25 protein-coding genes, 1 pseudogene and 1 other annotated feature are annotated in these 23,864 nt (G+C 46.7%); of the genes and pseudogenes, 21 read left to right on the forward strand and 5 right to left on the reverse strand.

Annotation, left to right across the window (positions count from 1 at the left end; translation table 11 throughout):
* Positions 1–4: 4 nt before the first annotated feature.
* From NSU16_RS01475 to NSU16_RS01540, 14 genes are all read left to right on the forward strand, one after another.
* Positions 5–949 (forward strand): DNA-binding domain-containing protein, encoded by a 945-nt coding sequence (locus NSU16_RS01475; RefSeq protein ID WP_010332880.1) that lies wholly within the window; start codon positions 5–7, stop codon positions 947–949.
* A 212-nt stretch (positions 950–1,161) separates the two neighbouring features.
* Positions 1,162–2,088, forward strand: coding sequence for a 5-dehydro-4-deoxyglucarate dehydratase (kdgD, locus tag NSU16_RS01480; protein ID WP_059292043.1), 927 nt, complete (start codon positions 1,162–1,164; stop codon positions 2,086–2,088).
* A gap of 31 nt (positions 2,089–2,119) precedes the next feature.
* Positions 2,120–3,586 carry an alpha-ketoglutaric semialdehyde dehydrogenase GucD gene (gucD, locus tag NSU16_RS01485; RefSeq protein ID WP_339191904.1) on the forward strand — a complete coding sequence of 489 codons (1,467 nt, stop codon included), beginning with the start codon at positions 2,120–2,122 and terminating at the stop codon, positions 3,584–3,586.
* A gap of 86 nt (positions 3,587–3,672) precedes the next feature.
* Entirely contained in the window at positions 3,673–5,040 is a 1,368-nt protein-coding gene (gudP, locus tag NSU16_RS01490; protein ID WP_268448908.1) for a glucarate transporter GudP, read from the forward strand.
* 34 nt (positions 5,041–5,074) lie between these two features.
* Entirely contained in the window at positions 5,075–6,442 is a 1,368-nt protein-coding gene (gudD, locus tag NSU16_RS01495) for a glucarate dehydratase (protein WP_339191905.1), read from the forward strand.
* A 69-nt stretch (positions 6,443–6,511) separates the two neighbouring features.
* Positions 6,512–7,213 (forward strand): FadR/GntR family transcriptional regulator, encoded by a 702-nt coding sequence (locus tag NSU16_RS01500; RefSeq protein WP_010332886.1) that lies wholly within the window; start codon positions 6,512–6,514, stop codon positions 7,211–7,213.
* A gap of 93 nt (positions 7,214–7,306) precedes the next feature.
* The gene (gene garD, locus NSU16_RS01505; protein ID WP_339191906.1) at positions 7,307–8,839 is read left to right on the forward strand and encodes a galactarate dehydratase; all 1,533 of its coding nucleotides are present in this window, start codon (positions 7,307–7,309) and stop codon (positions 8,837–8,839) included.
* Positions 8,840–9,118: 279 nt separating this feature from the next.
* Positions 9,119–10,042 carry a macrolide 2'-phosphotransferase MphK gene (gene mphK / locus NSU16_RS01510; protein ID WP_339191907.1) on the forward strand — a complete coding sequence of 308 codons (924 nt, stop codon included), beginning with the start codon at positions 9,119–9,121 and terminating at the stop codon, positions 10,040–10,042.
* A gap of 56 nt (positions 10,043–10,098) precedes the next feature.
* Positions 10,099–10,348 (forward strand) — a binding site (T-box leader).
* 94 nt (positions 10,349–10,442) lie between these two features.
* The gene (locus NSU16_RS01515) at positions 10,443–10,604 is read left to right on the forward strand and encodes a tryptophan RNA-binding attenuator protein inhibitory protein (protein WP_010332889.1); all 162 of its coding nucleotides are present in this window, start codon (positions 10,443–10,445) and stop codon (positions 10,602–10,604) included.
* 168 nt (positions 10,605–10,772) lie between these two features.
* Entirely contained in the window at positions 10,773–11,453 is a 681-nt protein-coding gene (locus NSU16_RS01520) for a response regulator transcription factor (RefSeq protein WP_339192623.1), read from the forward strand.
* Position 11,454: 1 nt separating this feature from the next.
* The gene (locus NSU16_RS01525; RefSeq protein WP_339191908.1) at positions 11,455–12,390 is read left to right on the forward strand and encodes a HAMP domain-containing histidine kinase; all 936 of its coding nucleotides are present in this window, start codon (positions 11,455–11,457) and stop codon (positions 12,388–12,390) included.
* 93 nt (positions 12,391–12,483) lie between these two features.
* On the forward strand, positions 12,484–13,407 hold the full coding sequence (locus NSU16_RS01530; protein WP_010332892.1) for an ABC transporter ATP-binding protein: 924 nt from the start codon (positions 12,484–12,486) through the stop codon (positions 13,405–13,407).
* 14 nt (positions 13,408–13,421) lie between these two features.
* A complete protein-coding gene (locus NSU16_RS01535) occupies positions 13,422–14,111 on the forward strand; it encodes an ABC transporter permease (RefSeq protein ID WP_339191909.1) in 690 nt (229 codons plus the stop codon).
* Positions 14,112–14,129: 18 nt separating this feature from the next.
* Positions 14,130–14,825: an ABC transporter permease gene (locus NSU16_RS01540; RefSeq protein ID WP_339191910.1), complete on the forward strand. Its 696-nt coding sequence runs from the start codon at positions 14,130–14,132 to the stop codon at positions 14,823–14,825.
* On the opposite strand, the pseudogene NSU16_RS01545 reads toward NSU16_RS01540, so the two are convergent.
* Together NSU16_RS01545 and NSU16_RS01550 are read right to left on the reverse strand one after the other, a co-directional pair.
* Positions 14,823–14,885 (reverse strand): annotated as a pseudogene (locus tag NSU16_RS01545) (hypothetical protein); the annotation flags it as partial. The gene NSU16_RS01540 and the pseudogene NSU16_RS01545 overlap by 3 nt on opposite strands.
* Positions 14,857–15,243, reverse strand: coding sequence for a YndM family protein (locus NSU16_RS01550; RefSeq protein ID WP_010332895.1), 387 nt, complete (start codon positions 15,241–15,243; stop codon positions 14,857–14,859). The pseudogene NSU16_RS01545 and the gene NSU16_RS01550, both read right to left, overlap by 29 nt.
* A gap of 301 nt (positions 15,244–15,544) precedes the next feature.
* Between NSU16_RS01550 and NSU16_RS01555 the strand changes: the two genes are divergently transcribed.
* The 6 genes from NSU16_RS01555 to tatC all read left to right on the forward strand — a co-directional run bounded on the left by NSU16_RS01555 (position 15,545) and on the right by tatC (position 19,846).
* Positions 15,545–15,973, forward strand: coding sequence for a cell wall hydrolase (locus tag NSU16_RS01555; RefSeq protein ID WP_010332896.1), 429 nt, complete (start codon positions 15,545–15,547; stop codon positions 15,971–15,973).
* 94 nt (positions 15,974–16,067) lie between these two features.
* Positions 16,068–16,799, forward strand: coding sequence for a VWA domain-containing protein (locus NSU16_RS01560; RefSeq protein WP_339191911.1), 732 nt, complete (start codon positions 16,068–16,070; stop codon positions 16,797–16,799).
* Between the two features lie 78 nt (positions 16,800–16,877).
* Entirely contained in the window at positions 16,878–17,027 is a 150-nt protein-coding gene (locus tag NSU16_RS01565; RefSeq protein WP_326226620.1) for a hypothetical protein, read from the forward strand.
* 54 nt (positions 17,028–17,081) lie between these two features.
* A complete protein-coding gene (gene phoD / locus NSU16_RS01570; RefSeq protein WP_339191912.1) occupies positions 17,082–18,833 on the forward strand; it encodes an alkaline phosphatase PhoD in 1,752 nt (583 codons plus the stop codon).
* Between the two features lie 13 nt (positions 18,834–18,846).
* On the forward strand, positions 18,847–19,059 hold the full coding sequence (gene tatAD, locus NSU16_RS01575; RefSeq protein ID WP_010332899.1) for a sec-independent protein translocase protein TatAD: 213 nt from the start codon (positions 18,847–18,849) through the stop codon (positions 19,057–19,059).
* Positions 19,060–19,120: 61 nt separating this feature from the next.
* A complete protein-coding gene (tatC, locus tag NSU16_RS01580) occupies positions 19,121–19,846 on the forward strand; it encodes a twin-arginine translocase subunit TatC (protein WP_010332900.1) in 726 nt (241 codons plus the stop codon).
* Here tatC and pcp read toward each other — a convergent pair.
* Positions 19,843–20,490, reverse strand: coding sequence for a pyroglutamyl-peptidase I (gene pcp / locus NSU16_RS01585; protein WP_339191913.1), 648 nt, complete (start codon positions 20,488–20,490; stop codon positions 19,843–19,845). The genes tatC and pcp overlap by 4 nt on opposite strands.
* A 78-nt stretch (positions 20,491–20,568) precedes the next feature.
* Here pcp and NSU16_RS01590 point away from each other — a divergent pair, with 78 nt between their 5' ends.
* Positions 20,569–21,672 (forward strand): aminotransferase class V-fold PLP-dependent enzyme, encoded by a 1,104-nt coding sequence (locus NSU16_RS01590; protein WP_339191914.1) that lies wholly within the window; start codon positions 20,569–20,571, stop codon positions 21,670–21,672.
* 102 nt (positions 21,673–21,774) lie between these two features.
* Here NSU16_RS01590 and lmr(B) read toward each other — a convergent pair whose 3' ends face one another.
* Together lmr(B) and NSU16_RS01600 are read right to left on the reverse strand one after the other, a co-directional pair.
* Complete coding sequence (gene lmr(B) / locus NSU16_RS01595) at positions 21,775–23,217, reverse strand: lincomycin efflux MFS transporter Lmr(B) (protein WP_103672238.1); 1,443 nt, start codon at positions 23,215–23,217, stop codon at positions 21,775–21,777.
* A gap of 57 nt (positions 23,218–23,274) precedes the next feature.
* A complete protein-coding gene (locus NSU16_RS01600) occupies positions 23,275–23,841 on the reverse strand; it encodes a TetR/AcrR family transcriptional regulator (RefSeq protein ID WP_339191915.1) in 567 nt (188 codons plus the stop codon).
* Positions 23,842–23,864 lie beyond the last annotated feature (23 nt).

Genomic DNA, 23,864 nt, shown 5'->3' on the forward strand with positions numbered 1-23,864 from the left:
TAATATGCGTTTTTTTATCGCTGATGATGACCGTGCGGTACGGTCAATTTTAAGGCAGATCATAGAGGATGAGGATCTTGGAGAGGCTGCGGGTGAAGCGGAAGACGGAAGCCAAGTGGAAGGGCATATATTGCAATTTAAGCAGATTGATATTTTGTTAATCGATTTATTAATGCCCGGGCGGGACGGAATTGAGACCATACGCCGAATCAAGGACTATTATTCTGGGAAAATCGTGATGATCTCACAAGTGGAAGCTAAAGAAATGGTCGGAGAAGCGTATTCTCTCGGCATTGAATATTTTATTCATAAACCGATAAACCGTATTGAAATTGTAACTGTTCTGCAAAAGGTGAAGGAACGGATCCAGCTTGAAAACTCGATCGGAGATATCCAAAACTCTTTAAGCCGGCTGGTCAACCGAACCGAACGAAAAGCACGGTCTCAGTATAAAAATGACAACAGCTTAAAAGAAGCGGGAACATTCTTGCTATCCGAGCTCGGCATGATGGGTGAAGGCGGCGCTCATGATATGATGGCGGTCCTTCAGTATTTAGCTGAGCATGAACAATCTGAGCCTTACGAAAAAAATATCCCTTCGTTAAAACAAATTTTCACACAAGTAGCGGAACGAAAGCTTGGGGCTGCGGCATCACAAACGGAAATCAATCGTGAAATGAAAGCCTCGGAACAACGAATCCGCAGGGCCATTATTCATTCGCTGGACCATTTTGCCTCATTGGGCACAACTGATTTTTCGAACCCTAAATTCGAAACCTACGCATCAAAATTCTTTGATTTCCCGGTCGTCAGCCAAAAAATGAAAGAAATTCAATCCAAAGATGCGAAACCCCTCGCCCCTGCCAGAGTGAATATGAAAAAATTTATCCACGTATTTTTTTTAGAAGCGAAGCTTTTGAACGAAACGATGAAAGAAAGAAGTATGTGAAAAAACAGCCGGATACCAACGGCTGTTTTTTTATGCGGAAAACGCGGCTTTCTGACTTTTTTATGAAGAGTCAGAAAATAAAGTTATTGACTTATTGTTTATTTGTCTTACAATAAAACAAAAGGATATACGGGAAGGAGAGGATATGCAGCCACACAATTTTAAAGCGCTTTCATATGAGCTGTTTACACAAATGACAGGAGGTTTTGTACATGAGCCGTATAAGAAAAGCACCTGAAGGGATTTTAGGTTTTCCGGTTGCGCCTTTTAATACACAAGGAAAGCTGGAGGAAGAAGCTCTGTTTCAAAATATCGAGTTTTTGCTGGAAGAAGGCTTGGAAGCGATTTTTATCGCCTGTGGGTCAGGGGAGTTTCAATCCCTTAGCCAGAAAGAATACGAAAACATGGTTGAAGTCGCGGTTTCGGCTGCGGGAGGAAAGGTCCCGGTCTATACGGGCGTGGGCGGCAATCTCAGCACCGCGCTTGATTGGGCACGCATATCGGAGAAAAAAGGCGCTGACGGCTATTTGATCCTTCCTCCGTATTTGGTGCATGGCGAACAGGAGGGGCTGTATCAGTACGCCAAAACGATTATTGAAAGCACAGACTTGAATGCCATTTTATATCAGCGCGACAATGCCGTATTTTCTCTTGAACAGATCAAGCGGCTGACGGAGCTTGAACAGCTTGTTGGTGTGAAAGACGGAGTGGGGAACATGGATTTGAATATCAACCTCGCCTATACAATCGGTGACCGCTTGGGATGGCTTAACGGAATGCCGATGGCTGAAGTGACGATGCCGTCCTACCTGCCAATCGGTTTTCACTCTTATTCTTCAGCCATTTCGAATTATATTCCGCATATTTCCCGGATGTTCTATGAAGCTTTGAAAAACGGAAACAACGATGCAGTGAAGGAACTCTATCAGCATGTCATTCTGCCGATCAACGATATTCGGAAGCAGCGGAAAGGGTACGCGGTATCCTTGATCAAAGCCGGCATGGAGATTATGGGGATGAATGTTAGAAATACAGCCAGACCGCCTGTCGGGCCGGTTGAAAAAGAACATTATCAGCAATTAGAAGCCATTTTAAAGCAAGCGGCGGATCGTTTCCCGAAGAAGGCCGCGACGGTTTGACGAACATAAAAACCTGAAAGGGGCAATGGGCATGACTGTAATCACGGAAAAAAACACATATCTCAATTTTATTAATGGAGAGTGGGTCAAATCTCAATCAGGCGATATGATCAAGTCGGAAAATCCTGCCGATGTGAACGACATCGTCGGCTATGTGCAGAGTTCAACGGCTGATGATGTGGACCTGGCCGTCGCCGCCGCTCATGAGGCAAAAACGGGATGGAGAAAGCTGACGGGTGCAGAACGGGGCCAATTGCTGTACAAAACTGCCGATATTATGGAACAGCGCTTAGAGGACATCGCCGCATGTGCGACGCGTGAAATGGGAAAAACCCTGCCGGAAGCAAAAGGAGAAACCGCTCGCGGCATTGCGATTCTTCGCTATTACGCCGGCGAGGGCATGCGCAAAACAGGCGATGTCATCCCGTCTACTGACAAAGACGCACTGATGTTTACAACCCGTGTCCCGCTCGGTGTCGTCGGTGTGATTTCGCCGTGGAACTTCCCGGTCGCGATCCCGATTTGGAAAATGGCGCCGGCATTGGTGTACGGCAATACTGTTGTCATCAAACCGGCAACAGAAACTGCCGTTACATGTGCGAAGATCATCGCTTGTTTTGAAGAAGCGGGGCTTCCGGCGGGAGTCATCAATTTGGTGACTGGCCAAGGGTCAGTTGTCGGCCAAGGCATTGCCGAACATGACGGGGTCAATGCCATTACGTTCACGGGATCGAATCAGGTTGGGAAAATCATCGGGCAAGCCGCTTTAGCGAGAGGCGCCAAATATCAGCTTGAAATGGGCGGGAAAAACCCGGTGATCATAGCGGATGATGCTGATCTTGAAGCGGCAGCGGAAGCCGTGGTGACAGGCGCTTTCCGTTCAACGGGCCAGAAGTGCACCGCAACGAGCCGTGTCATTGTCCAAAGCGGAATTTATGACCGCTTTAAAGAAAAATTGGTGCAGCGCACAAAGGAGATTACGATTGGAGACAGCTTGAACGAAAACGTCTGGATGGGACCGATCGCAAGTAAAAATCAGCTTGATAATTGCCTATCGTATATTGAAAAAGGCAAACAAGAAGGCGCTTCCCTTTTGATTGGAGGAGAAAAGCTGGAGGATGGAAAGTATCAAAACGGATATTATGTGCAGCCTGCCATTTTTGACAACGTGACATCTGACATGGCGATTGCCCAGGAGGAAATTTTCGGGCCGGTCATCGCTCTGTTAAAGGTGGATACGATGGGGGAGGCTTTAGACCTCGCCAATGATGTGAAGTTCGGATTAAGTGCATCTATTTTTACGCAAAACATCGGCCGTATGCTTTCATTCGTTGATGAGATTGAAGCCGGGCTTGTTCGGGTCAATGCAGAAAGCGCCGGGGTTGAGCTTCAGGCGCCATTTGGCGGCATGAAGCAATCAAGCTCTCACTCCCGCGAACAGGGTGAGGCTGCGAAGGACTTTTTCACGGCGATCAAAACCGTGTTTGTGAAGCAATAAAGGTGCTGGAAAGAGGCGCTTGTCTCTTTCCAAGCCTTATCACCAGCCAGCATATGATTCTCTACTTTGACAAAGGAGAAGATATTATGAAAAAAGACCATGCGAATGTTTCGCCGGCGGGCAAAAAAACCTCTGTACGCTGGTTCATCGTGTTTATGCTGTTTCTTGTGACGTCTATTAACTACGCAGATCGTGCGACGCTTTCGATTACGGGAGATTCCGTCCAGCATGACCTTGGACTGGACTCGGTCGCTATGGGGTATGTGTTTTCTGCTTTCGGCTGGGCTTATGTCATCGGGCAGCTTCCCGGAGGCTGGCTGCTGGATCGGTTTGGCTCAAAGACGGTTATTGCGTTAAGCATCTTTTTCTGGTCATTTTTCACGCTGCTGCAAGGGGCGATTGGCTTTTTTACCGCTGGCACAGCGATTATCCTGCTGTTTGCGCTGCGCTTTTTAGTCGGGCTATCTGAGGCACCTTCATTTCCCGGAAACGGCAGAGTGGTTGCTTCCTGGTTCCCAAGCTCCGAACGCGGTACAGCGTCAGCCTTTTTTAACTCAGCTCAATACTTCGCAATCGTCATTTTTTCTCCTTTAATGGGCTGGCTCACCCACTCTTTTGGCTGGCATTCCGTCTTCGTAGTGATGGGGGCCGCGGGAATTCTTCTGGCTTTTATCTGGTTAAAAACGGTATATGAACCGAAAAAACATCCGAAGGTTAACAAAGCCGAGCTTGCGTACATTGAAGAAGGCGGCGGGCTGATTTCAATGGATGACAGTCAAAGCAAGCAGGAAAAAGAATCAAAATGGCCGTATATCAAACAGTTATTAACCAACCGCATGCTGATTGGCGTGTACATCGCTCAATATTGCATTACAACTCTCACCTATTTTTTTCTCACATGGTTTCCGGTATATTTGGTTCAGGCCCGCGGAATGTCCATTCTTGAAGCGGGGTTTGTGGCTTCCCTCCCGGCGCTGTGCGGATTTGCGGGCGGCGTGCTTGGAGGCATCGTGTCTGATTTTTTACTGAAAAAAGGCCATTCTCTCACCTTTGCGAGAAAAGGACCGATCATTGTCGGCATGCTGCTGTCTTGCAGCATGATTATCTGCAACTATACAGATTCAGCGTGGCTCGTCGTTGTGATCATGTCACTCGCGTTCTTCGGAAAAGGCTTTGGCGCATTGGGCTGGGCTGTCGTGTCGGACACGTCGCCAAAAGAGTGTGCGGGATTAAGCGGCGGTTTGTTCAATACATTCGGAAACATCGCCTCGATTACGACTCCGATTATTATCGGCTACATCGTGAATGCCACAGGATCTTTTAATGGCGCGCTCGTTTTTGTCGGCGCTAATGCGATTGCAGCAGTTCTCAGCTATTTGCTGCTGGTCGGGCCGATCAAACGGGTCGTATTAAAGAAACAACAGCAAGACCCCGATCAATCATTGCCTGTCTAATATTTATGAAAGCGCTTTATAAGGAGGAGAAAACATGAGTTCATCCATACAAGAACAGGTTCAAAAAGAAAAAAGATCGAATATTCCATCAATTACTGAAATGAGAGTAATTCCAGTCGCGGGGCATGACAGTATGCTGCTGAATTTAAGTGGCGCCCACAGCCCGTTTTTTACCCGGAATCTTGTCGTCTTAACAGACAGCAGCGGGAATCAGGGTGTGGGCGAGGTGCCGGGCGGAGAAGCTATTCGCCGCACGCTGGAGCTTGCAGAGCCGCTTGTTGTCGGTAAATCGATCGGCGCGTACCAGTCGATTTTGCAAACAGTCAGAAAGCAGTTTGCGGACCAGGACAGGGGAGGCCGCGGAATCCAGACGTTTGATTTGCGCACTACAGTCCATGCCGTTACGGCGCTGGAAGCGGCTTTGTTAGATTTGCTTGGAAAGTTTCTTCAGGAACCAGTCGCGGCCTTGTTGGGCGAAGGACAGCAGCGGGATGAGGTCAAGATGCTCGGTTACCTATTTTACATCGGTGACCGAAGGCGGACGACATTGCCGTATCAAAGCAATCAGCAGTCAGATTGCGATTGGTTCCGCCTCCGCCATGAGGAAGCGCTGACGCCTGAGGCCATTGTACGTCTTGCCGAATCCGCACAGGAGCGCTACGGCTTTCAGGATTTCAAGCTGAAAGGCGGGGTGCTGTCAGGAGAGGATGAAATCGAAGCTGTCACTGCATTATCAAAACGCTTTCCAGAGGCAAGAATCACCCTTGATCCGAACGGGGCGTGGTCATTAGAGGAAGCCATTGCATTATGCAAAGGAAAGCATGATGTGCTCGCGTATGCAGAAGATCCGTGCGGGGCGGAATATGGTTATTCCGCACGTGAAGTGATGGCTGAGTTCCGCCGCGCGACAGGCCTGCCGACCGCGACAAACATGATAGCGACTGACTGGCGGGAAATGGGGCACGCGCTTCAGCTGCATGCGGTCGATATTCCGCTGGCTGATCCTCATTTCTGGACGATGCAGGGATCGGTGCGGGTTGCGCAGATGTGCCATGATTGGGGGCTGACGTGGGGCTCGCATTCTAATAATCATTTTGATATCTCCCTTGCCATGTTTACCCATGTCGCGGCCGCTGCTCCGGGACGCATCACGGCGATTGATACCCATTGGATCTGGCAGGACGGGCAGCGTTTAACCAAACAGCCTTTAGAAATTGTTGATGGCTGTGTGAAGGTGCCTGATAAGCCTGGGCTTGGCATCGACATTGATATGGAACAAGTGGAAAAAGCGCATGATCTCTATCGAAAAATGAAGTTAGGCGCACGGAATGATGCAATCCCTATGCAGTTTCTGATCAGCAATTGGGAGTTTGACCACAAGCGCCCGTGTCTCGTGCGATAAGTTTTATTCTAAATATTGTCATAACGAATATTTTGTCTTACAATTGAACAACTGAAGGGAGAGTTGTTCGTGTACGAAGGTTTAGAAGATCTGAAGGTGGATACAGTCAATCGGAAAACATTAGCTAAGCAAGTCATTGAACGGATTGTCCATTTACTATCAAGCGGACAATTAAAGGCCGGAGACAAATTGCCCACAGAAATGGAGCTAATGGATATCTTACATGTCAGCAGACCGGTGCTTCGCGAGGCGCTTAGCTCACTAGAGACGCTGGGTGTTATCACGAGAAAAACCCGCGGCGGCACGTATTTCAACGACAAAATTGGGATGCAGCCTTTTTCCGTCATGCTTGCTTTGGCGACAGATAATCTTCCGGCTATTATTGAAGCGCGGATGGCGTTAGAGCTCGGGCTGGTGACGATCGCCGCAGAAAAAATAAATGAAGATGAGCTCGAGCGTTTACAGAAAACAATCGACGACATCGCCAGCAGCACTGACAACAATTATGGAGAAGCCGATAAAGAATTCCATCGAATTATAGCGTTAAGTGCCAATAATCCCGTTGTCGAAGGCATGATTCAATCCCTGCTGATCACTCATGCGAAAATCGACAGCCAGATTCCGTATAGGGAGAGGGATGTAACGGTCGAATACCACAAAAAAATCTATGACGCTCTTGCCAAAAGAGACCCTTACCAGGCTCATTACCATATGTATGAGCATTTGAAATTTGTCCGTGACAAAATTTTGAAGGGTATGGATGATCAATAATTGTTGAAACAGCCGCAGTTGAAACGTAAGGTCTGCGGCTTTTCTTGAACCGATTTAGAAAACGCTTACTAAGATATGAGGAGTGATTTTCTTATGGCAATGAACCTCAGGCAAAACCAAACGCCTCTTTACATCAAAGTGAATGTTACAGATAACACGGCGATTATCGTCAATGACGGAGGACTGCCAAAGGGCACTGTGTTTTCATGCGGGCTCGTACTTGAAGAGGATGTCCCTCAAGGACATAAGGTCGCCTTAACTGATCTCAATCAAGGGGATGAGATTGTGCGTTACGGAGAGGTGATCGGATTTGCCGATGAGACGATCAAACGAGGGAGCTGGATTCGGGAAGCCTTGGTAAGAATGCCTGCTCCTCCGGCTTTAGATGATCTCCCTCTCGCAAACAAAGTGCCCGAACCGCTGTCGCCTCTTGAAGGTTATACGTTTGAAGGATATCGAAATGCTGACGGCAGTGCGGGGACGAAAAACATTCTCGGTATCACCACAAGTGTTCAGTGTGTCGTCGGTGTGCTGGATTTTGCGGTAAAACGGATAAAAGAAGAGCTTCTCCCTAAATATCCAAATGTCGATGATGTCGTGCCGCTTCATCATCAATATGGATGCGGCGTGGCCATCAATGCCCCAGACGCTGTTATTCCCATCCGCACAATTCAAAATCTGGCAAAGCATCCGAACTTCGGCGGGGAAGTGATGGTGGTCGGATTAGGATGTGAAAAGCTCCTCCCGGCACGGATTGCACCTGAGAAAAAAGATCATATCATTTCACTTCAAGATCATCGAGGCTTTGCGAATATGATTCATTCGATCATGGAAATGGCGGAGGAGCGGTTGATCAGACTCAACAGCAGAGTCCGTGTAACCTGCCCTGTTTCTGACCTGGTAATTGGCTTGCAATGCGGCGGCAGTGATGCCTTTTCCGGCGTGACGGCGAATCCGGCAGTGGGATATGCGGCTGATTTATTGGTTCGGGCAGGCGCAACGGTCTTGTTTTCTGAAGTGACTGAGGTGCGGGATGCGATTCACTTATTAACGCCCCGGGCTGTCAGCGAAGAGGTCGGACGTTCGCTGATCGATGAGATGAAGTGGTATGACAGCTATCTGAGGCGGGGGGAAGCAGACAGAAGCGCCAATCCGTCACCTGGCAATAAAAAAGGCGGTTTATCCAATGTGGTGGAAAAAGCGTTAGGATCGGTAGCAAAGTCAGGCACAAGCCCCATTTCCGGTGTGCTCGGGCCTGGGGAGAAGGCGGAGAAAAAGGGTTTGCTGTTTGCAGCGACGCCGGCAAGCGACTTTGTGTGCGGAACCCTTCAGCTGGCGGCAGGCATGAATCTGCAGGTCTTTACGACAGGCAGAGGAACACCGTATGGATTGGCTGCTGCGCCGGTGCTGAAAGTATCTACACGCCATTCATTAACAGAGCATTGGGCGGATTTAATCGATATCAATGCCGGGCGAATCGCTACCGGAGAGGCCAGTATCGAAGAAGTCGGCTGGGAGATTTTTCGGATGATCTTAGATGTAGCGAGCGGCAGAAAACAAACATGGGCGGACCATTGGGGCCTTCACAATGATTTGTGTTTGTTTAATCCCGCGCCTGTGACTTGATTCATTTTTTATAGTAGATTAACACTGGAATATGATGTAAAATGGAGACCAACGTACAATGAACGGAGGGGTTCCGACATGGCATTCATTAGATTCCGATTGACACGAATTCAATAATGAACGACTCTCGCCTGGACGCGGGGAATCGGGATGAATCTGCCTATGTATGTACCCTTATATGGTCATGAAAAGAGGGTGGCGATGCTGCCCTCTTTTTTTGTTCCTTAAAAACATCCCTTCTCTCTAACGACAGGCGGAATATGAGAAAGGGGAAAAGAGATGACAAACCCTATCGAAAGGCAGCTTATCACTGAAATTGTCGCACTTGCGCGCAATCAAGGTTTGACGGTTCACTCTGATAATGCTCAACTGAATGAAACGGGAATGGATTTTCATGTTGTATTTGCTGAGGATGATTCAGGTATGCCATGGGTGCTGCGAAAACCGCGACGAAGCGATGTTGTTGGAAGAGCAGCTTCAGAAGGCAGAACGCTTGCCTTTCTCCGCGCGAATCTTACAGCTGATGTGCCTGATTGGAAAATTCATACGCCGGAATTGATCGCTTACCCGAAGCTTAGCGGAACGCCTGCTGCTTGGATCGATTTGGAACAGAAACAGTATGTATGGAATATGAATCATCAGCCGCCGTCAGACGGTTTTATTCATACACTTGCCGAAATACTGGCAGAATTACATGGCATGAATCAAACATCTGCCGGCCTATCCAGAATAGAAGTGGTGAAGCCAGAAGATTTTAGGCAAATGACAGCTGAATCTATGGATGATGTAAAGAATAAGCTTGGCGTATCTAAGCAGCTTTGGGAAAGATGGCAAACGTGGATCAATGATGATGCATACTGGCCCGGTTTTTCCGTGCTGATACACGGCGATCTCCATCCGGCGCATATTCTTATTGATCAAACCGAACACATCACAGGCCTTCTGGATTGGACAGAAGCGAAAGTCGCCGATCCAGCCAAGGATTTTGTCTTTTACCACATGATTTTTGGAGAAAAAGAAACAGCCCGTTTGCTTGAATGCTATGATCAGGCAGGCGGCCGTGTATGGTCAAAAATGCAGGATCACATCTCAGAGATGCAGGCGGCGTATCCGCTGGAAATTGCCAAGTTCGCTCTTCAGACACAGCAGGAGGAGCACATAAATATGGCTCTGGAAGCACTTGGCCAATCTAAATTGGATTAAGAATTGACTTCCTTGAATTGACGGAGTATTATAAATTTTAAAAAAGAAAGAACGGATTAACAATTGTGAGGAAGAGCAAGTAAGCATCAGTGAGCGGGGTTCAGAGAGTCGGTGGCAGGTGTGAACCGATCCTCCCCTGATGCCGAATGGGCTTCTGAATTGCTTTGCTGAATAGATAGTAGGCAATGCCGGGATTCTCTCCCCGTTACCAAGAGAGGAGTATCGAAACTGACGTTTTCTGTACTGATGAGCGAATGGCTTTTTAGCTGTTAATAAAGGTGGTACCGCGAGACCCTCGTCCTTTGATAGGATGGGGGTTTTTGTGTTTCTTAAAGGAGGTGACGGCCGATGGAAGAAGGCTGGTGGTCCATGTTTGATCAATGGGAAAGGAGGAATTCAAATGGTAATCGCAACTGATGATCTGGAGATTGCTTGTCCGCATTGTGAAAGAGCCGGTGAAATAGAAGGCAAACCTTGTCCGGCATGCAGCGGAAAGGGGGTCATTCTTACTGCACAAGGGAATACGCTTTTGGATTTTATCCAAAAACATATGAACAAGTAAAGGGGAAAAACTGAACTGAGATGAGCAGAGCGGCTGCAGGAGAAAGCTGAAAACCAGGAAAAAAGAATAAATTTTGTAAAACACACATGTTTTTCAATTACAATAAGCGTAATGACATGTGTGTTTTTTTGACTATGAAAAAGGTTAGGTGAGAGGATGCAGCGCATATTGCTTGTGGAGGACGACCATTCAATCAGTGAAATGGTGGATCATTATTTAACAAAAGAAGGCTTTGACATCGTGCATGCATTCGACGGTGAAGAGGGCATTTGGAGGTTTCAAGAGCAGGCGTACGATTTGATTCTGCTTGATATCATGCTCCCGAAGCTGAACGGCATGGATTTTCTGAAAATCATCCGGGAAAAAAGCAACGTTCCTGTTTTAATGATTTCAGCAAAAGACGGAGATGTTGATAAAGCACTAGGGTTGGGATTCGGGGCGGATGATTATATCGCCAAACCGTTTTCGATGATTGAATTGACAGCCAGAGTCAAAGCAGCGATACGGAGGGCGACGCAATATTCGTCGAATGAACCGGCTGAACATCAGGTGATTCGTGTTCACCAGCTGACGATCGATATAGACAATGTGTCCGTTCTGAAAAACGGCGAACCGCTTCAGCTGACGTCAACTGAATGGCAGCTGCTGACACTATTTGCATCAAATCCTAAGAAGGTATTTACGAAAGAACAAATCTATCGTTCCGTATGGAATGAGGAGTACTTTGGCGACCAAAATATCATTAATGTACATATGAGAAGGCTGAGAGAAAAGATTGAAGATGATCCATCGTCTCCTCAATATATCAAAACATTATGGGGCATCGGCTATAAATGGGGAGAGTTTTAGAATGACAGTATTAACGATTTCCGCTGTCATCGCTTTGGCGTGTCTAAATGTCATTCAATATATGATGAGAAAGAACCGGGACAGGAATTTGACGTATACGGCAGAAAAGCTTGGCGCCATGCTTGACAATGAATCGGCCGATCAGGTTTTACTGCATACAGATGACCGTGCGCTCAGGGACCTGCTCGTCAACATCAATCTGCTTGCCGAGGGTCATCAGCATATCAACGCCCGGTTTGCAAAAACAGAGCATTCCATGAGACGGATGCTGACCAATATGTCGCACGATCTCAAAACACCTCTGACGGTCATTCTCGGTTATATCGAAGCCATCCAAAGTGACCGGGATATGCCGGACAAAGAGCGGGAAAGGCTGCTTGAGAAGCTCCACCAAAAAACAAATGAACTCATCCAAATGATCCACTCTTTTTTTGATTTAGCCAAATTGGAATCTGAAGATAAACAAATCCCGATCTCAAAAATACATATCAACGAAGTATGCAAACGAAATATCCTGCATTACTATGATGCCGTTCAGGCAAAAGGTTTTAACACGGAGATTGATATACCGGATACGCCGGTATACGCGCATGCAAATGAAGAGGCGCTGGACCGTATCCTGCAAAATGTATTATCCAACGCGATTCAATATGGCGCGGATGGCAAGTTAATCGGATTATCACTTTCTTATGATGAGACAAGCATTGCCATCTCCGTATGGGACCGCGGAAAAGGAATCAGTGAAACAGACCAGCAGCGGGTATTTGAGAGGCTGTACACACTTGAAGAATCAAGAAACAAAGCATTCCAAGGGAGCGGTCTCGGTTTAACGATCACGAAAAGGCTTGTGGAAAAAATGGGGGGCTCCATCTCTCTTCATAGCAACCCGTATGAACGGACAGCGTTTACGATTACATTAAAACGAATGACCTATTAACAATTGTAAGAATTTCTTAAGAATGAAGAAATAAAAAAGACAGGGCCTGCCGTTACAATAGGAAACAGGAACAAGGGGAAAGGAGCAACAACGTTGACTTACATTGTGCAAACAACCGGACTGACCAAAACGTTTCAAGGCAAAGAAGTCGTATCAGATGTCAGCATGCATATCAAAAAAGGTGAAATTTACGGCTTTCTCGGCCCGAACGGAGCGGGGAAAACAACCATCATGAAAATGCTGACAAGTCTTGTTAAACCGACAAGCGGTGAAATCAATATCCTCGGAAACCATTTTACCCATACGTCATATGAGGTGCTCGGCAAGATCGGCAGCATGATTGAATATCCGATTTTCTATGAAAATCTGACGGCTATCGAAAATTTAGAGCTGCATTGTGCATATATGGGATATCACAATAAAAAAGCCATTCAAGAAGTGCTCGATATGGTGAATTTAAAACAGATCGACAAGAAACCCGTCAAAACATTTTCGCTTGGAATGAAGCAGCGGCTCGGCATAGCGCGGGCCATCCTCACCAAACCTGAACTGCTTATATTGGATGAGCCGGTAAACGGCCTTGATCCTGTCGGCATTAAAAAGATCAGAAACTTATTTCAAGTATTAAGCAAGGAGTATGGAATGACACTGCTGATCTCCAGCCATATGCTGAGTGAAATCGAACAAATAGCGGACACAATCGGCGTCATTCGTGACGGCAGGCTGCTGGAAGAGGTGTCGATGGAAGATGTCAGAGGACAAAACACAGAATACATTGAACTCGTTACGACGAATCAGACAAAAGCCTGCTTTGTGCTTGAGAAAGAACTTCACATTGCCAACTTTAAAATCTTAAATGACAAAACCATCCGAATTTATGACGCTCAATTAACACAGGGTGCCATATCAAAAGCACTGATTTTAAATGATGTAGACATCGAATCAATGAATAAAAAGTATACGTCACTGGAGGACTACTTCATCAGCCTGATCAATGGCAATCACATCAGTGCGTAAAGGAGACGGGATCGTTGCTCAAATTGATCAGAATCGAATTAAGGAAGATGAAGATGGGATGGTATGTAAGAGGAGTCATCATTGCTAACCTGATTATCCTTGGCTTTATGTGGCTGGTCAGTTACACAGAAAAAGCGGAGGGCACCGAGTCGTTCCAAAGCATGGATGAAGCATTTGTCGTCATTGGCACTTTTGTCAGAGCGGTGTTTATCGTTTTTGGCGCCGTGCTGATCGCCAAATTAGTCATTTCGGAATATAAAAACAAAACGATTCGAGTGATGTTCACGTACCCGATCAGCCGGAAAAAGCTGCTCGCTGCCAAGCTTAGCATCTCAGGCGGGCTGACGTTTATCACCATTTTGGTCTCAAATGCGTTCGTAGCAGCCGCTTACTATATGCTGAACTCGATCTACCATGTCATTCCGGGAGAATTGAGCGCCGATGTCATGTCTCAGCATTCGGTAAAAATGGCGGTTTTCGCTTTTGGCGCCGCTGGAACCAGTTTAGTTCCCATCTTTTTTGGGATGCGTAAGCACTCTGTCCCGGCAACCATCATTTCATCTGTCGTGATTGTCATGCTGATGAGTTCAACAAGCCCGGGCCTGTCCCTTTCTTCCATTGTATATCTTCCATTATCTTTTGCGGCTGTCGGTTTGTTTTTTTCATACATGGCGGTCAGGAAAGCAGACAAACAAGATGCCTGAATACGGAGTTGAGACAACATGTTGAATGTAATGAAACTTGAATTGAAAAAAATAAAATTAGGCTGGTATTACAGAGGCGCCGTTATTGCAAATCTATGCATCCTCGGATTTATGTGTTTGATTGCTTCAGAAGAAAAAAAACTCCCGCAGCCAGAGGTGATGACTGATGCGGTATCCACGTTATTTCTGCTTGGAACGTTTGTAAGGTCTGTATTTGTTGTTTTTGCCAGTGTGCTGATTGCCAAATTGATTATCAGCGAGTACAAAAATAAAACTATAACCGTCATGTTTACATATCCCATCAGCCGGAAAAAACTGATTGCTGCCAAGCTGCTGATTACAGGCGGACTGACGTTTATCACCATTATGGTGTCTGAAATTATGCTTGCATTCATCTTTGCGCAAATCAATCAATATTATCAACTTACACCTGCGATGTTATCAGTCCAGACTATCGGACAAGAGATCGGCAGTATGGCGATATATGCTGCTTCGGCTGCGTGCTTGAGTTTCATTCCTTTATGGTTTGGGATGAGGAAACGCTCTGTTCCGGCTGCCATCATTTCTTCGGTTATATTGACGATTCTGATCAGTCAGCAAAGCCCCGAGTTTTCGTTGGCAACGATTATCTATATTCCGCTTTCTTTAGGTGCGATCGGCATCTTGATAGCGATTTGGTCTGTCCGAAACATAGACCGGGAAGACGTTTTATAAAAGGCCGATGCTGTCAGCACCGGCCTTTTGATTATGAATCTGTTCTTGTTTCAAGATAATGCTTTTTGCCAATTTCTTTGCTCATCATATAGAAATGGAAGCAATATTCCCCGATGGCCATGGCGATTGCTCCAAATAGAGCCGCCAGCGCAATTTCTCCGCCAGTCATTCCCATAGAAAGCGGCATGCCCATCAGCCAAATCACGAGAAATGCCAAACCGAAATCAGCCAAAGTGGCGATCATATTGTTCCACCGGGGCAAGACATAAAGGTCTCCAAGCAAATAAGAAATGACCCCTAACACAACTGTCATCAGCAGCGTATCACCAAACGTGAAACCAAAGCCAAGACCCAGCACTAAATACAAGACAATAATCGTCATAATACCTTTAATCGCGAGCGCTTTCACATGTGTCATGATAAGGTTCCTCCTTCTATTGTCTGATTTGTTATGTATGATTCCTCAAATACGGAAAGTTAAACATTATTTTGTGTTTTTCATAAAGCATATTGGCGGCGGTTGCAAATAGGGGACTGGCCGGTCCGTAGAAGCAAGGCTTTTATCGGAAGTTCCCTAAGCTCACCCGCCCGTTTTTTATCGCACTGATATTTGGCCTCTGTAGCAATTCCGAGAATAAATTTTAAAACTTCTCCTGTCCCTCCGTCATCACTCTTTGGGTATTGCAATATGATGAAAGGAGAAAAGGGGAGGTGACGTGATGGCGGTTGTGAGAGCAACAAGTGCTGATGTCAACTTGATGGCACGGCTGCTCAGAGCGGAAGCGGAAGGTGAAGGTAAGCAGGGGATGCTGCTTGTCGGCAATGTTGGGATTAATCGGCTGAGGGCCAATTGCTCTGATTTTAAAGGCCTCCGCACCATCAGGCAGATGATTTTTCAGCCGCATGCGTTTGAAGCGGTGACCCATGGATACTTTTATCAAAGACCTCGGGAAAGCGAGCGGGCCTTGGCGCGCCGGACGATAAACGGGGAGAGGTTCTGGCCGGCAAAATTCAGCCTATGGTATTTCAAGCCGGGAGGAAACTGCCCGTCAACCTGGTATAACCAGCCGTTTGTAGCCAGATACAAGTCACATTGTTTTTATCAGCCGACGGCCGAAACATGTGAAAACGTATATAACACTTTTTAGGGCAGGACGCCGTTCGCATTTGAACGGTGTTTTTTCTTTATTGGAAAATATTTCTGTGAGATAATCGTAGAAAAGAACTACAGGAGATGACAAAATGGCGACAATTGACCTGCAAAAGAAGAGCATAAAAATCGTACTGGAGAAAAAGCAGTTAACCAAGGTGACGGCTCGTGTCGGACTGGTGCTGGATATTACCGGTTCAATGAGAACGCTGTACAAAAACGGGACGGTTCAAAAAGTGGTGGAGCGGATTTTGGCTGTGGCTGATCAATTTGATGATAACGGCCTGCTGGATGTATGGGTTTATGATAATGAATTCTCACGGTTAAAGCCAGTCTCTGAAATCGATTTTTCAGGCTATGTTGATCGCGAAATTTTAAATAATGAGCTCTTGCATAAATTCGGGAGAAATGATGAGCCGCCGGTCATGAAGGATGTGTTACATAAATATGTTGTGGAAGAACCGAGTTCATATCCCGCTTTTATCGTTTTTATTAATGATGGCGGGTGTAAAAAAACGATCAAACCCATTATTGAAGCGGCCTCTGATAAACCGGTGTTTTGGCAGTTTGTCGGCATCGGTAACGGCAACTTCGATTTTCTTAATAAACTGGATACGCTAGAAGGACGTGTTGTTGATAACGCAAACTTCCTGCATATCGAAGACATTGAACGCATCTCTGATGATGAGCTATATGATGCATTGCTTACTGAATTTCCATTTTGGCTGAAAGAAGTGAAGGAAAAAGGAATTTTAATAGAACAAGAGCCTGCTGCTGCAAAACAGGAAAGAAAGGGCTTTTTCAGCAGATTGTTTTCTAAATAACAGACAGCCTTCCCGAACACTGAGTGATTATGCAAAATCGCTCGGTGTTTTTGTTTTTTTAAGATCATGTGAAGAAAAATAGGTAAAAAGGGCGGCTTGCAAACGACAGAATTTGCAGAAAATACGCCGTTTTGCCAGCTATCGGCATGTTTCGGCGAAAGGGCTGTGAAGGAAGTCCTGTTTCCCATGTTCAGTGCTTACAAACCGTTCACACTTCTTCACAGCTAATTAACAATAGTTTCCTATAATGAAAGCGATCAATGAGAAGAGAGGGGATCTGGAATGGCATATGACAGTCGTTTTGACGAATGGGTAAAGAAATTGAAAGACGAAAGCTTTCAGAACAATACGTTTGACCGCCGCAGATTTATTCAGGGGGCTGGAAAAATTGCGGGGCTTTCTCTTGGGTTAACCATTGCTCAGTCAGTCGGAGCATTTGAAGTAAATGCTGCACCTAAGTTCTCTAGTTATCCGTTTACGCTCGGCGTTGCTTCAGGAGATCCGCTTTCTGACAGCGTTGTACTCTGGACGCGTTTGGCGCCAGATCCGCTGAACGGCGGGGGGATGCCGAACCAGGCTGTGCCTGTCAAATGGGAAGTGGCAAAGGATGAGCACTTCCGCAAGATCGTAAGAAAGGGCACTGAAATGGCCAAACCGAGCCTCGCTCATTCTGTTCACGTGGAAGCGGACGGGCTTGAGCCGAACAAAGTGTACTATTACCGATTCAAAACCGGACATGAGCTAAGTCCTGTCGGAAAAACAAAAACACTGCCCGCCCCTGGCGCCAATGTGCCGAAAATGACCTTTGCCTTCGCTTCCTGCCAGCAATATGAGCATGGCTATTATACAGCCTACAAGCATATGGCGAAGGAAAAGCTGGACCTTGTCTTCCATCTTGGTGATTACATATATGAGTACGGGCCAAATGAATATGTATCGAAAACAGGCAATGTCCGTACACACAACAGCGCAGAAATCATTACGCTGCAGGACTATCGAAACCGCCATGCCCAATACCGTTCAGACGCTAATTTAAAAGCGGCGCATGCGGCGTTTCCGTGGGTTGTCACGTGGGACGACCATGAAGTTGAAAATAACTATGCCAATAAAATCCCGGAAAAAGGGCAGTCGGTTGATGCGTTTGTACTGCGCCGTGCGGCGGCGTATCAGGCTTATTATGAGCATATGCCGCTCCGCATCTCCTCTCTGCCAAATGGTCCGGATATGCAGCTGTACCGCCACTTTACGTACGGAAATCTGGCATCATTTAATGTGCTGGATACACGCCAATACAGAGATGACCAAGCCAATAACGATGGCAATAAGCCGCCATCTGATGAATCGCTCAATCCGAATCGGACCCTGTTAGGAAAAGAACAGGAGCAGTGGCTTTTCAACAATTTGAACAGCTCGACTGCATATTGGAATGTGCTGGCACAGCAAATCTTCTTTGCAAAGTGGAATTTCGGGACAAGCTCAAGCCCGATCTACAGCATGGATTCATGGGACGGTTATCCGGCTCAGCGCGAACGGGTCGTCAATTACATTAAAAGCAAAAATTTAAATAATGTTGTCGTGCTGACAGGAGATGTACACGCAAGCTGGGCATCGAATCTGCATGTCGATTTTAATAAAACAAGCTCGAAAATTTTCGGGGCTGAATTTGTAGGCACCTCCATCACATCCGGAGGAAACGGAGCGGATAAGCGGGCGGATACCGATCAAATTTTAAAGGAAAATCCACATATCAAGTTCTTTAACGATTACCGCGGATATGTCCGCTGTACAGTGACGCCTCACCAGTGGAAAGCTGATTATCGGGTAATGCCATTTGTGACAGAGCCGGGAGCAGCCATTTCCACACGGGCTTCATTCGTCTATCAAAAAGACCAAACCGGATTGAGAAAGGTATCCTCGACAATGGTTCAAGGCGGAGTGAAACAATCCAATGAAGTCGAAGAGGATCGTTTCTTTGAGCACAACAAAGCCCATGAAAAACAAATGATCAAAAAGCGGGCAAAAATTACGCATTAAGGAGTGATACATGATGTTTTCAAATATTGGAATACCCGGCTTGATTCTGATCTTTGTCATTGCCCTCATTATCTTTGGCCCTTCAAAGCTTCCTGAAATCGGGCGAGCCGCCGGTCGGACTTTGCTGGAATTCAAAAGCGCCACAAAATCACTTGTGTCTGGTGATGAAAAAGAAGAAAAATCAGCTGAGCTGTCAGCGGTTAAGCAGGACAAAAACGCAGGCTGAGTGCTGATGAGGCAGACGCATGGTCTGCCTCTTTTTCTCATGAAAGGGAGGGCTTTTTTATATGGATAAAAAAGAAACTCATCTGATCGGACATTTAGAAGAGCTTCGCCGTCGGATTATTTTCACACTTGCGGCTTTTCTTCTGTTTTTAATTACGGCTTTTTTGTTTGTGGAGGATATTTATGATTGGCTGATCAGAGATTTTGACGGAAAATTAGCTGTTCTCGGACCGAGTGAAATTCTCTGGGTATATATGATGCTTGCCGGCATTTGTGCGATTGCCGCCTCCATCCCCGTTGCCGCCTATCAGCTTTGGCGTTTTGTAGCGCCGGCGCTGACAAATACGGAGCGAAAAGTGACACTGATGTACATACCGGGATTATTCGCCCTGTTTCTGGCCGGCATCTCGTTCGGATATTTTGTGTTATTTCCGATTGTTCTCGGCTTTTTGACCCATTTATCTGCCGGACATTTTGAAACGATGTTTACCGCTGACCGCTATTTCAGGTTTATGGTGAATTTGAGCCTGCCGTTTGGTTTTCTGTTTGAAATGCCGCTCGTGGTGATGTTTTTGACGAGGTTAGGCATCTTAAATCCATACCGGCTGGCCAAAGCGAGAAAGCTGTCCTATTTTCTGCTGATCGTGGTGTCCATATTGATTACCCCGCCAGACTTTATCTCTGATTTTCTCGTCATGATTCCGCTGCTTGTCCTGTTTGAAGTGAGCGTCACACTATCAGCGTTTGTATACAAAAAGAGACTGACCAGTGAAGCGGCCGCCGCTTAGTGAAGCGCGCCGCCGGGTGACTTCGTATCCTGATCATATTGTGCGGCCGTAACAGCGGCGATCCTCAATGCTTTGACGATCATGTCCAGGCTGAGGCTCGGCGCTGTTTTGTCGATTGTTTGCTCCGGAATGTACGGAATGTGGATAAACCCGCCGTGAATGTGCGGAGACGTACGGTGAATGTGATCCATTAACCCGTAGAACAGATAGTTGCATACAAATGTGCCGGCCGTATAGGAAACAGCTGCCGGAATGCCGTTTTCCTTCATTTGAGATGTGATGCGTTTAATCGGAAGTCCTGTCCAGTAAGCGGCAGGCCCGCCGGGAACAATCTCCTCATCAATCGGCTGGTTTCCTTCATTATCCGGGATACGCGCGTCTGCAAGATTGATCGCGACCCGTTCCGGTGTTACCTGCATCCGGCCTCCGGCTTGCCCGACGCAGATCACGATGTCCGGCTGATGCTTATGAATCGATTGCCGCAAAGTGTCCAGAGTGGTTCTGAACACAGTTGGGATTTGTTCCGAAGCAATGATCACCTGATCCGTTTCAAAGCCATTCAGCCGTTTCACCGCTTCCCACGATGGATTGACAGTTTCCTGATCAAAAGGGTCAAAACCTGTGAAAAGCACTTTTTTTCTCATGGTTACCATCTCCTTTTCTATTATTCTATTGTTTATTTCTGGATTTTTCATCAAAATAATAAAAAGGAGTGAATCAGAATGGAACATTTGCCGCAGCAGTACCGACATCTGTTTCCAACCGTGCAGAGCCGCATCATGCTTGCCAGCTGCTCACAGAGCGCGTTGGCAGAGCCGGTGTCAAAGGCGATACAAGATTATCATGACAGCTTGCTGCATAGGGGGACGAACTGGAATGAAGCGATTGACAAGACAGAGCGCGCCAGAAACGAGTTTGCGAGGCTGATAGGGGCTGAGCCAGATGAGATTGCGATTGTGCCGTCAGTTTCTGATGCGCTGATTTCCGTGGCATCATCCTTGTCTGCTGTTAAAAAGAAACATGTTGTATACACGGAGATGGATTTTCCGGCTGTGTCTCATATTTGGCAGGCGCAATCTGATTATAATGTATCTGTGATTCCTTCAATAGACCGTGAGCAGCCGCTCGAACAATATGAAACATCTATCACGGAAGAGACGGTACTGACCTGTGCTCCGCACGTTCATTACCGTGACGGCTGCATTCAGGATATAAAAGCCATCGCTGCCATCACCAAGAGAAAGGGGTCGATGTTATTTGTGGATGCTTATCAATCTGCAGGGCATATTCCCATTGATGTGAAGGAATGGGGCATTGATATGCTGGCGGCAGGCACCAGAAAGTATATGCTCGGCATACCGGGCATGGCGTTTCTTTATGTGAGAAAAGAGCTGGCGGACGAGCTGAAGCCAAAAGCATCTGCTTGGTTCGGGCGGGAAAACGGGTTTGGGGTGTCGTCTTATGCAGAAGGCGCGAGGCGTTTTCAAACAGGAACCCCTGCTTTTATTAGCGTGTATGCAGCAGCTGCGGCTTTATCGCTGTTAAATCAGATCGGAATGTCCCGTATCCGCGATCATATAAAAGCCGTGATTGCCGATGCGTGTCAATATGCTGCTGAAAAAGGGCTGAAGCTTGCGGGGGCGCCATCGGGCATGGTTTCCATTCGGGATGAACGGGCATCGGAAACGGCGGCGTTACTAAAAAAGAAAAATGTGATTTGCGCTCCGCGGGACAATGTCATCCGTCTCGCTCCTCACTTTTACAATACGAAGAGCGAACTGCGTTATGCGATTGATGAAATGGCGGCGATGTTATCCGCACGTTAAAAGCGATCACCTAAAAATGGATGTTCACCTCCTTCGGCGCCGCTCGCGTCTTGCCCGATATAGGCATAAAAAACCCCCTGACCTCAAGATCAGGGGGGGTTCTTATTGATGATCAACCTTTACTCGCTTCAAAAAGAAAGCGGCAATTAAACCGATAATCGCAACAATCATCGCAAAGACAAACGCATGCTGAACGCCTGCTGTCAACGCTTGCGGAATGACTGCTGGATCGGCTGGATTTTTTACGCTGCTCATGTAGTCATGCTGACCGGCAGCCATGATGCTGACCGCAACCGCTGTCCCGATCGCGCCCGCCATTTGCTGAAGTGTGTTCATAATGGCAGTGCCGTCCGGATAAAACTCACGCGGAAGCTGGTTTAAACCGTTTGTCTGGGCAGGCATCATAATCATGGAGATCCCGATCATCAAGCAGGTATGCAGCACGATAATCAGCACTGCCGTTGAAGCTGTCGTGAGATTTGAGAAGAGCCACAGAACAATAGTCACAATCAAAAATCCCGGAATAACAAGCCACTTAGGTCCGTATTTATCAAACAGACGGCCTGTGACAGGTGACATAAATCCGTTTAAAATACCGCCCGGCAAGAGAATAAGTCCTGAGGCAAATGCAGTTAGGACTAAGCCGCCTTGTAAGTACATCGGCAGAAGCAGCATGGATGACAGGATGACCATCATGCAAATAAAGACCATAATAACGCCCAAAATAAACATCGGGTATCTGAACGCACGCAGGTTCATCATCGGCTGCTTCATCGTAAGCTGACGGATTGAAAATAGAATAAGGGCGATAACACCGACAATAAGTGAAACGATCACAGTCGGGCTGGACCATCCGCCAGAACCTTCACCCGCGTTGCTGAATCCAAACACAATGCCGCCGAAACCGATCGTCGACAGAATAATAGACAGGACATCAATTTTCGGTTTTGTGATGTCAGACACATTTTGCATGTACAGGATACCGAAAATGAGCGCAAGCACAAGGAACGGAAGTGAGATCCAGAAAATCCAGTGCCAGTTAAGGTGCTCAAGAACCAATCCGGAAAATGTAGGGCCGATTGCCGGCGCAAACATAATGACAAGTCCGATTGTCCCCATAGCCGCTCCCCGTTTATGAGGCGGAAAAATCACCAAAATCGTATTAAACATGAGCGGTAAAAGGAGTCCCGTTCCAAGTGCCTGAACGATTCTCGCCGCTAATAAAAATGAAAAGCTAGGCGCAAGTGCCGCAATCAGGGTGCCTATGATTGAAAAGATCAGTGACACAGTAAAAAGCTGTCTTGTTGTAAACCACTGCAATAGCAGACCTGAAACAGGAACAAGAATACCGAGCACAAGCAAATAGCCTGTTGTTAGCCATTGAACGGTTGCCGCTGTAATGTGTAACTCCTTCATAAGATCAGTTAACGCAATATTCAGCGCTGTTTCACTGAACATGCCGATAAAACCGGCCGTCAGCAAAGATATCATAATGGGCATCACTTTATATTGCTGAGATGCTTTAGCTGCTGTTTCCAAATGTATTTCTCCTCTCATTCATCTGAATGTATTCATTCAGCTTGTAGTAGTATGTCTCTTTATTTATTTCTTCAACAGTGCTGGAATGCGGCTGGAGATATGAAGAAGCGGTGTGCTGTCTTTTGCTGTTAATGATAAAAGAATGCCGCCTTCAATCATGGCGTTAATGACGATGCCTGCTTCCTTGGCATGGCTCTCACTGTAACCTGATAGCTGCAATTTTTCCTCAAACACAAAGGACCACGCTTTGTAGGCTTCATCACAGGCTTTTCGCAAAGACTCGCTTTTCAATGATGTCTCTGCTGCAAGCAAGCCGACGGGCAGGCCTTCAATGTCCTCTGTGCATGAGAATTGACAGGAGAGCTCCTTCAAAAAGGCTTGAATGCCTTCCGCGGGATCAGGGCTCACGTCCAGGCAGTCTGTGATTTTTTGGCGGATGTATTCCTTCATTTCATTCACGGCTTCAATTGCCAGCTGTTCTTTACCGCCGGGAAAGTGGTAGTAAAGAGAGCCTTTAGGTGCACCGCTTTCTTTAATAATCTGGTTCAGTCCCGTTCCGTAATACCCCTGCAGCTGAAAAAGCCGGGTAGCTGCAGAAAGGATTTTCTCACGAGCATCTCCATAGCTCATAACATTCCCACCTTACTGAATTG

This window comes from Bacillus sp. FSL K6-1003 (genome assembly GCF_037964945.1).
Lineage (GTDB): Bacteria > Bacillota > Bacilli > Bacillales > Bacillaceae > Bacillus > Bacillus mojavensis.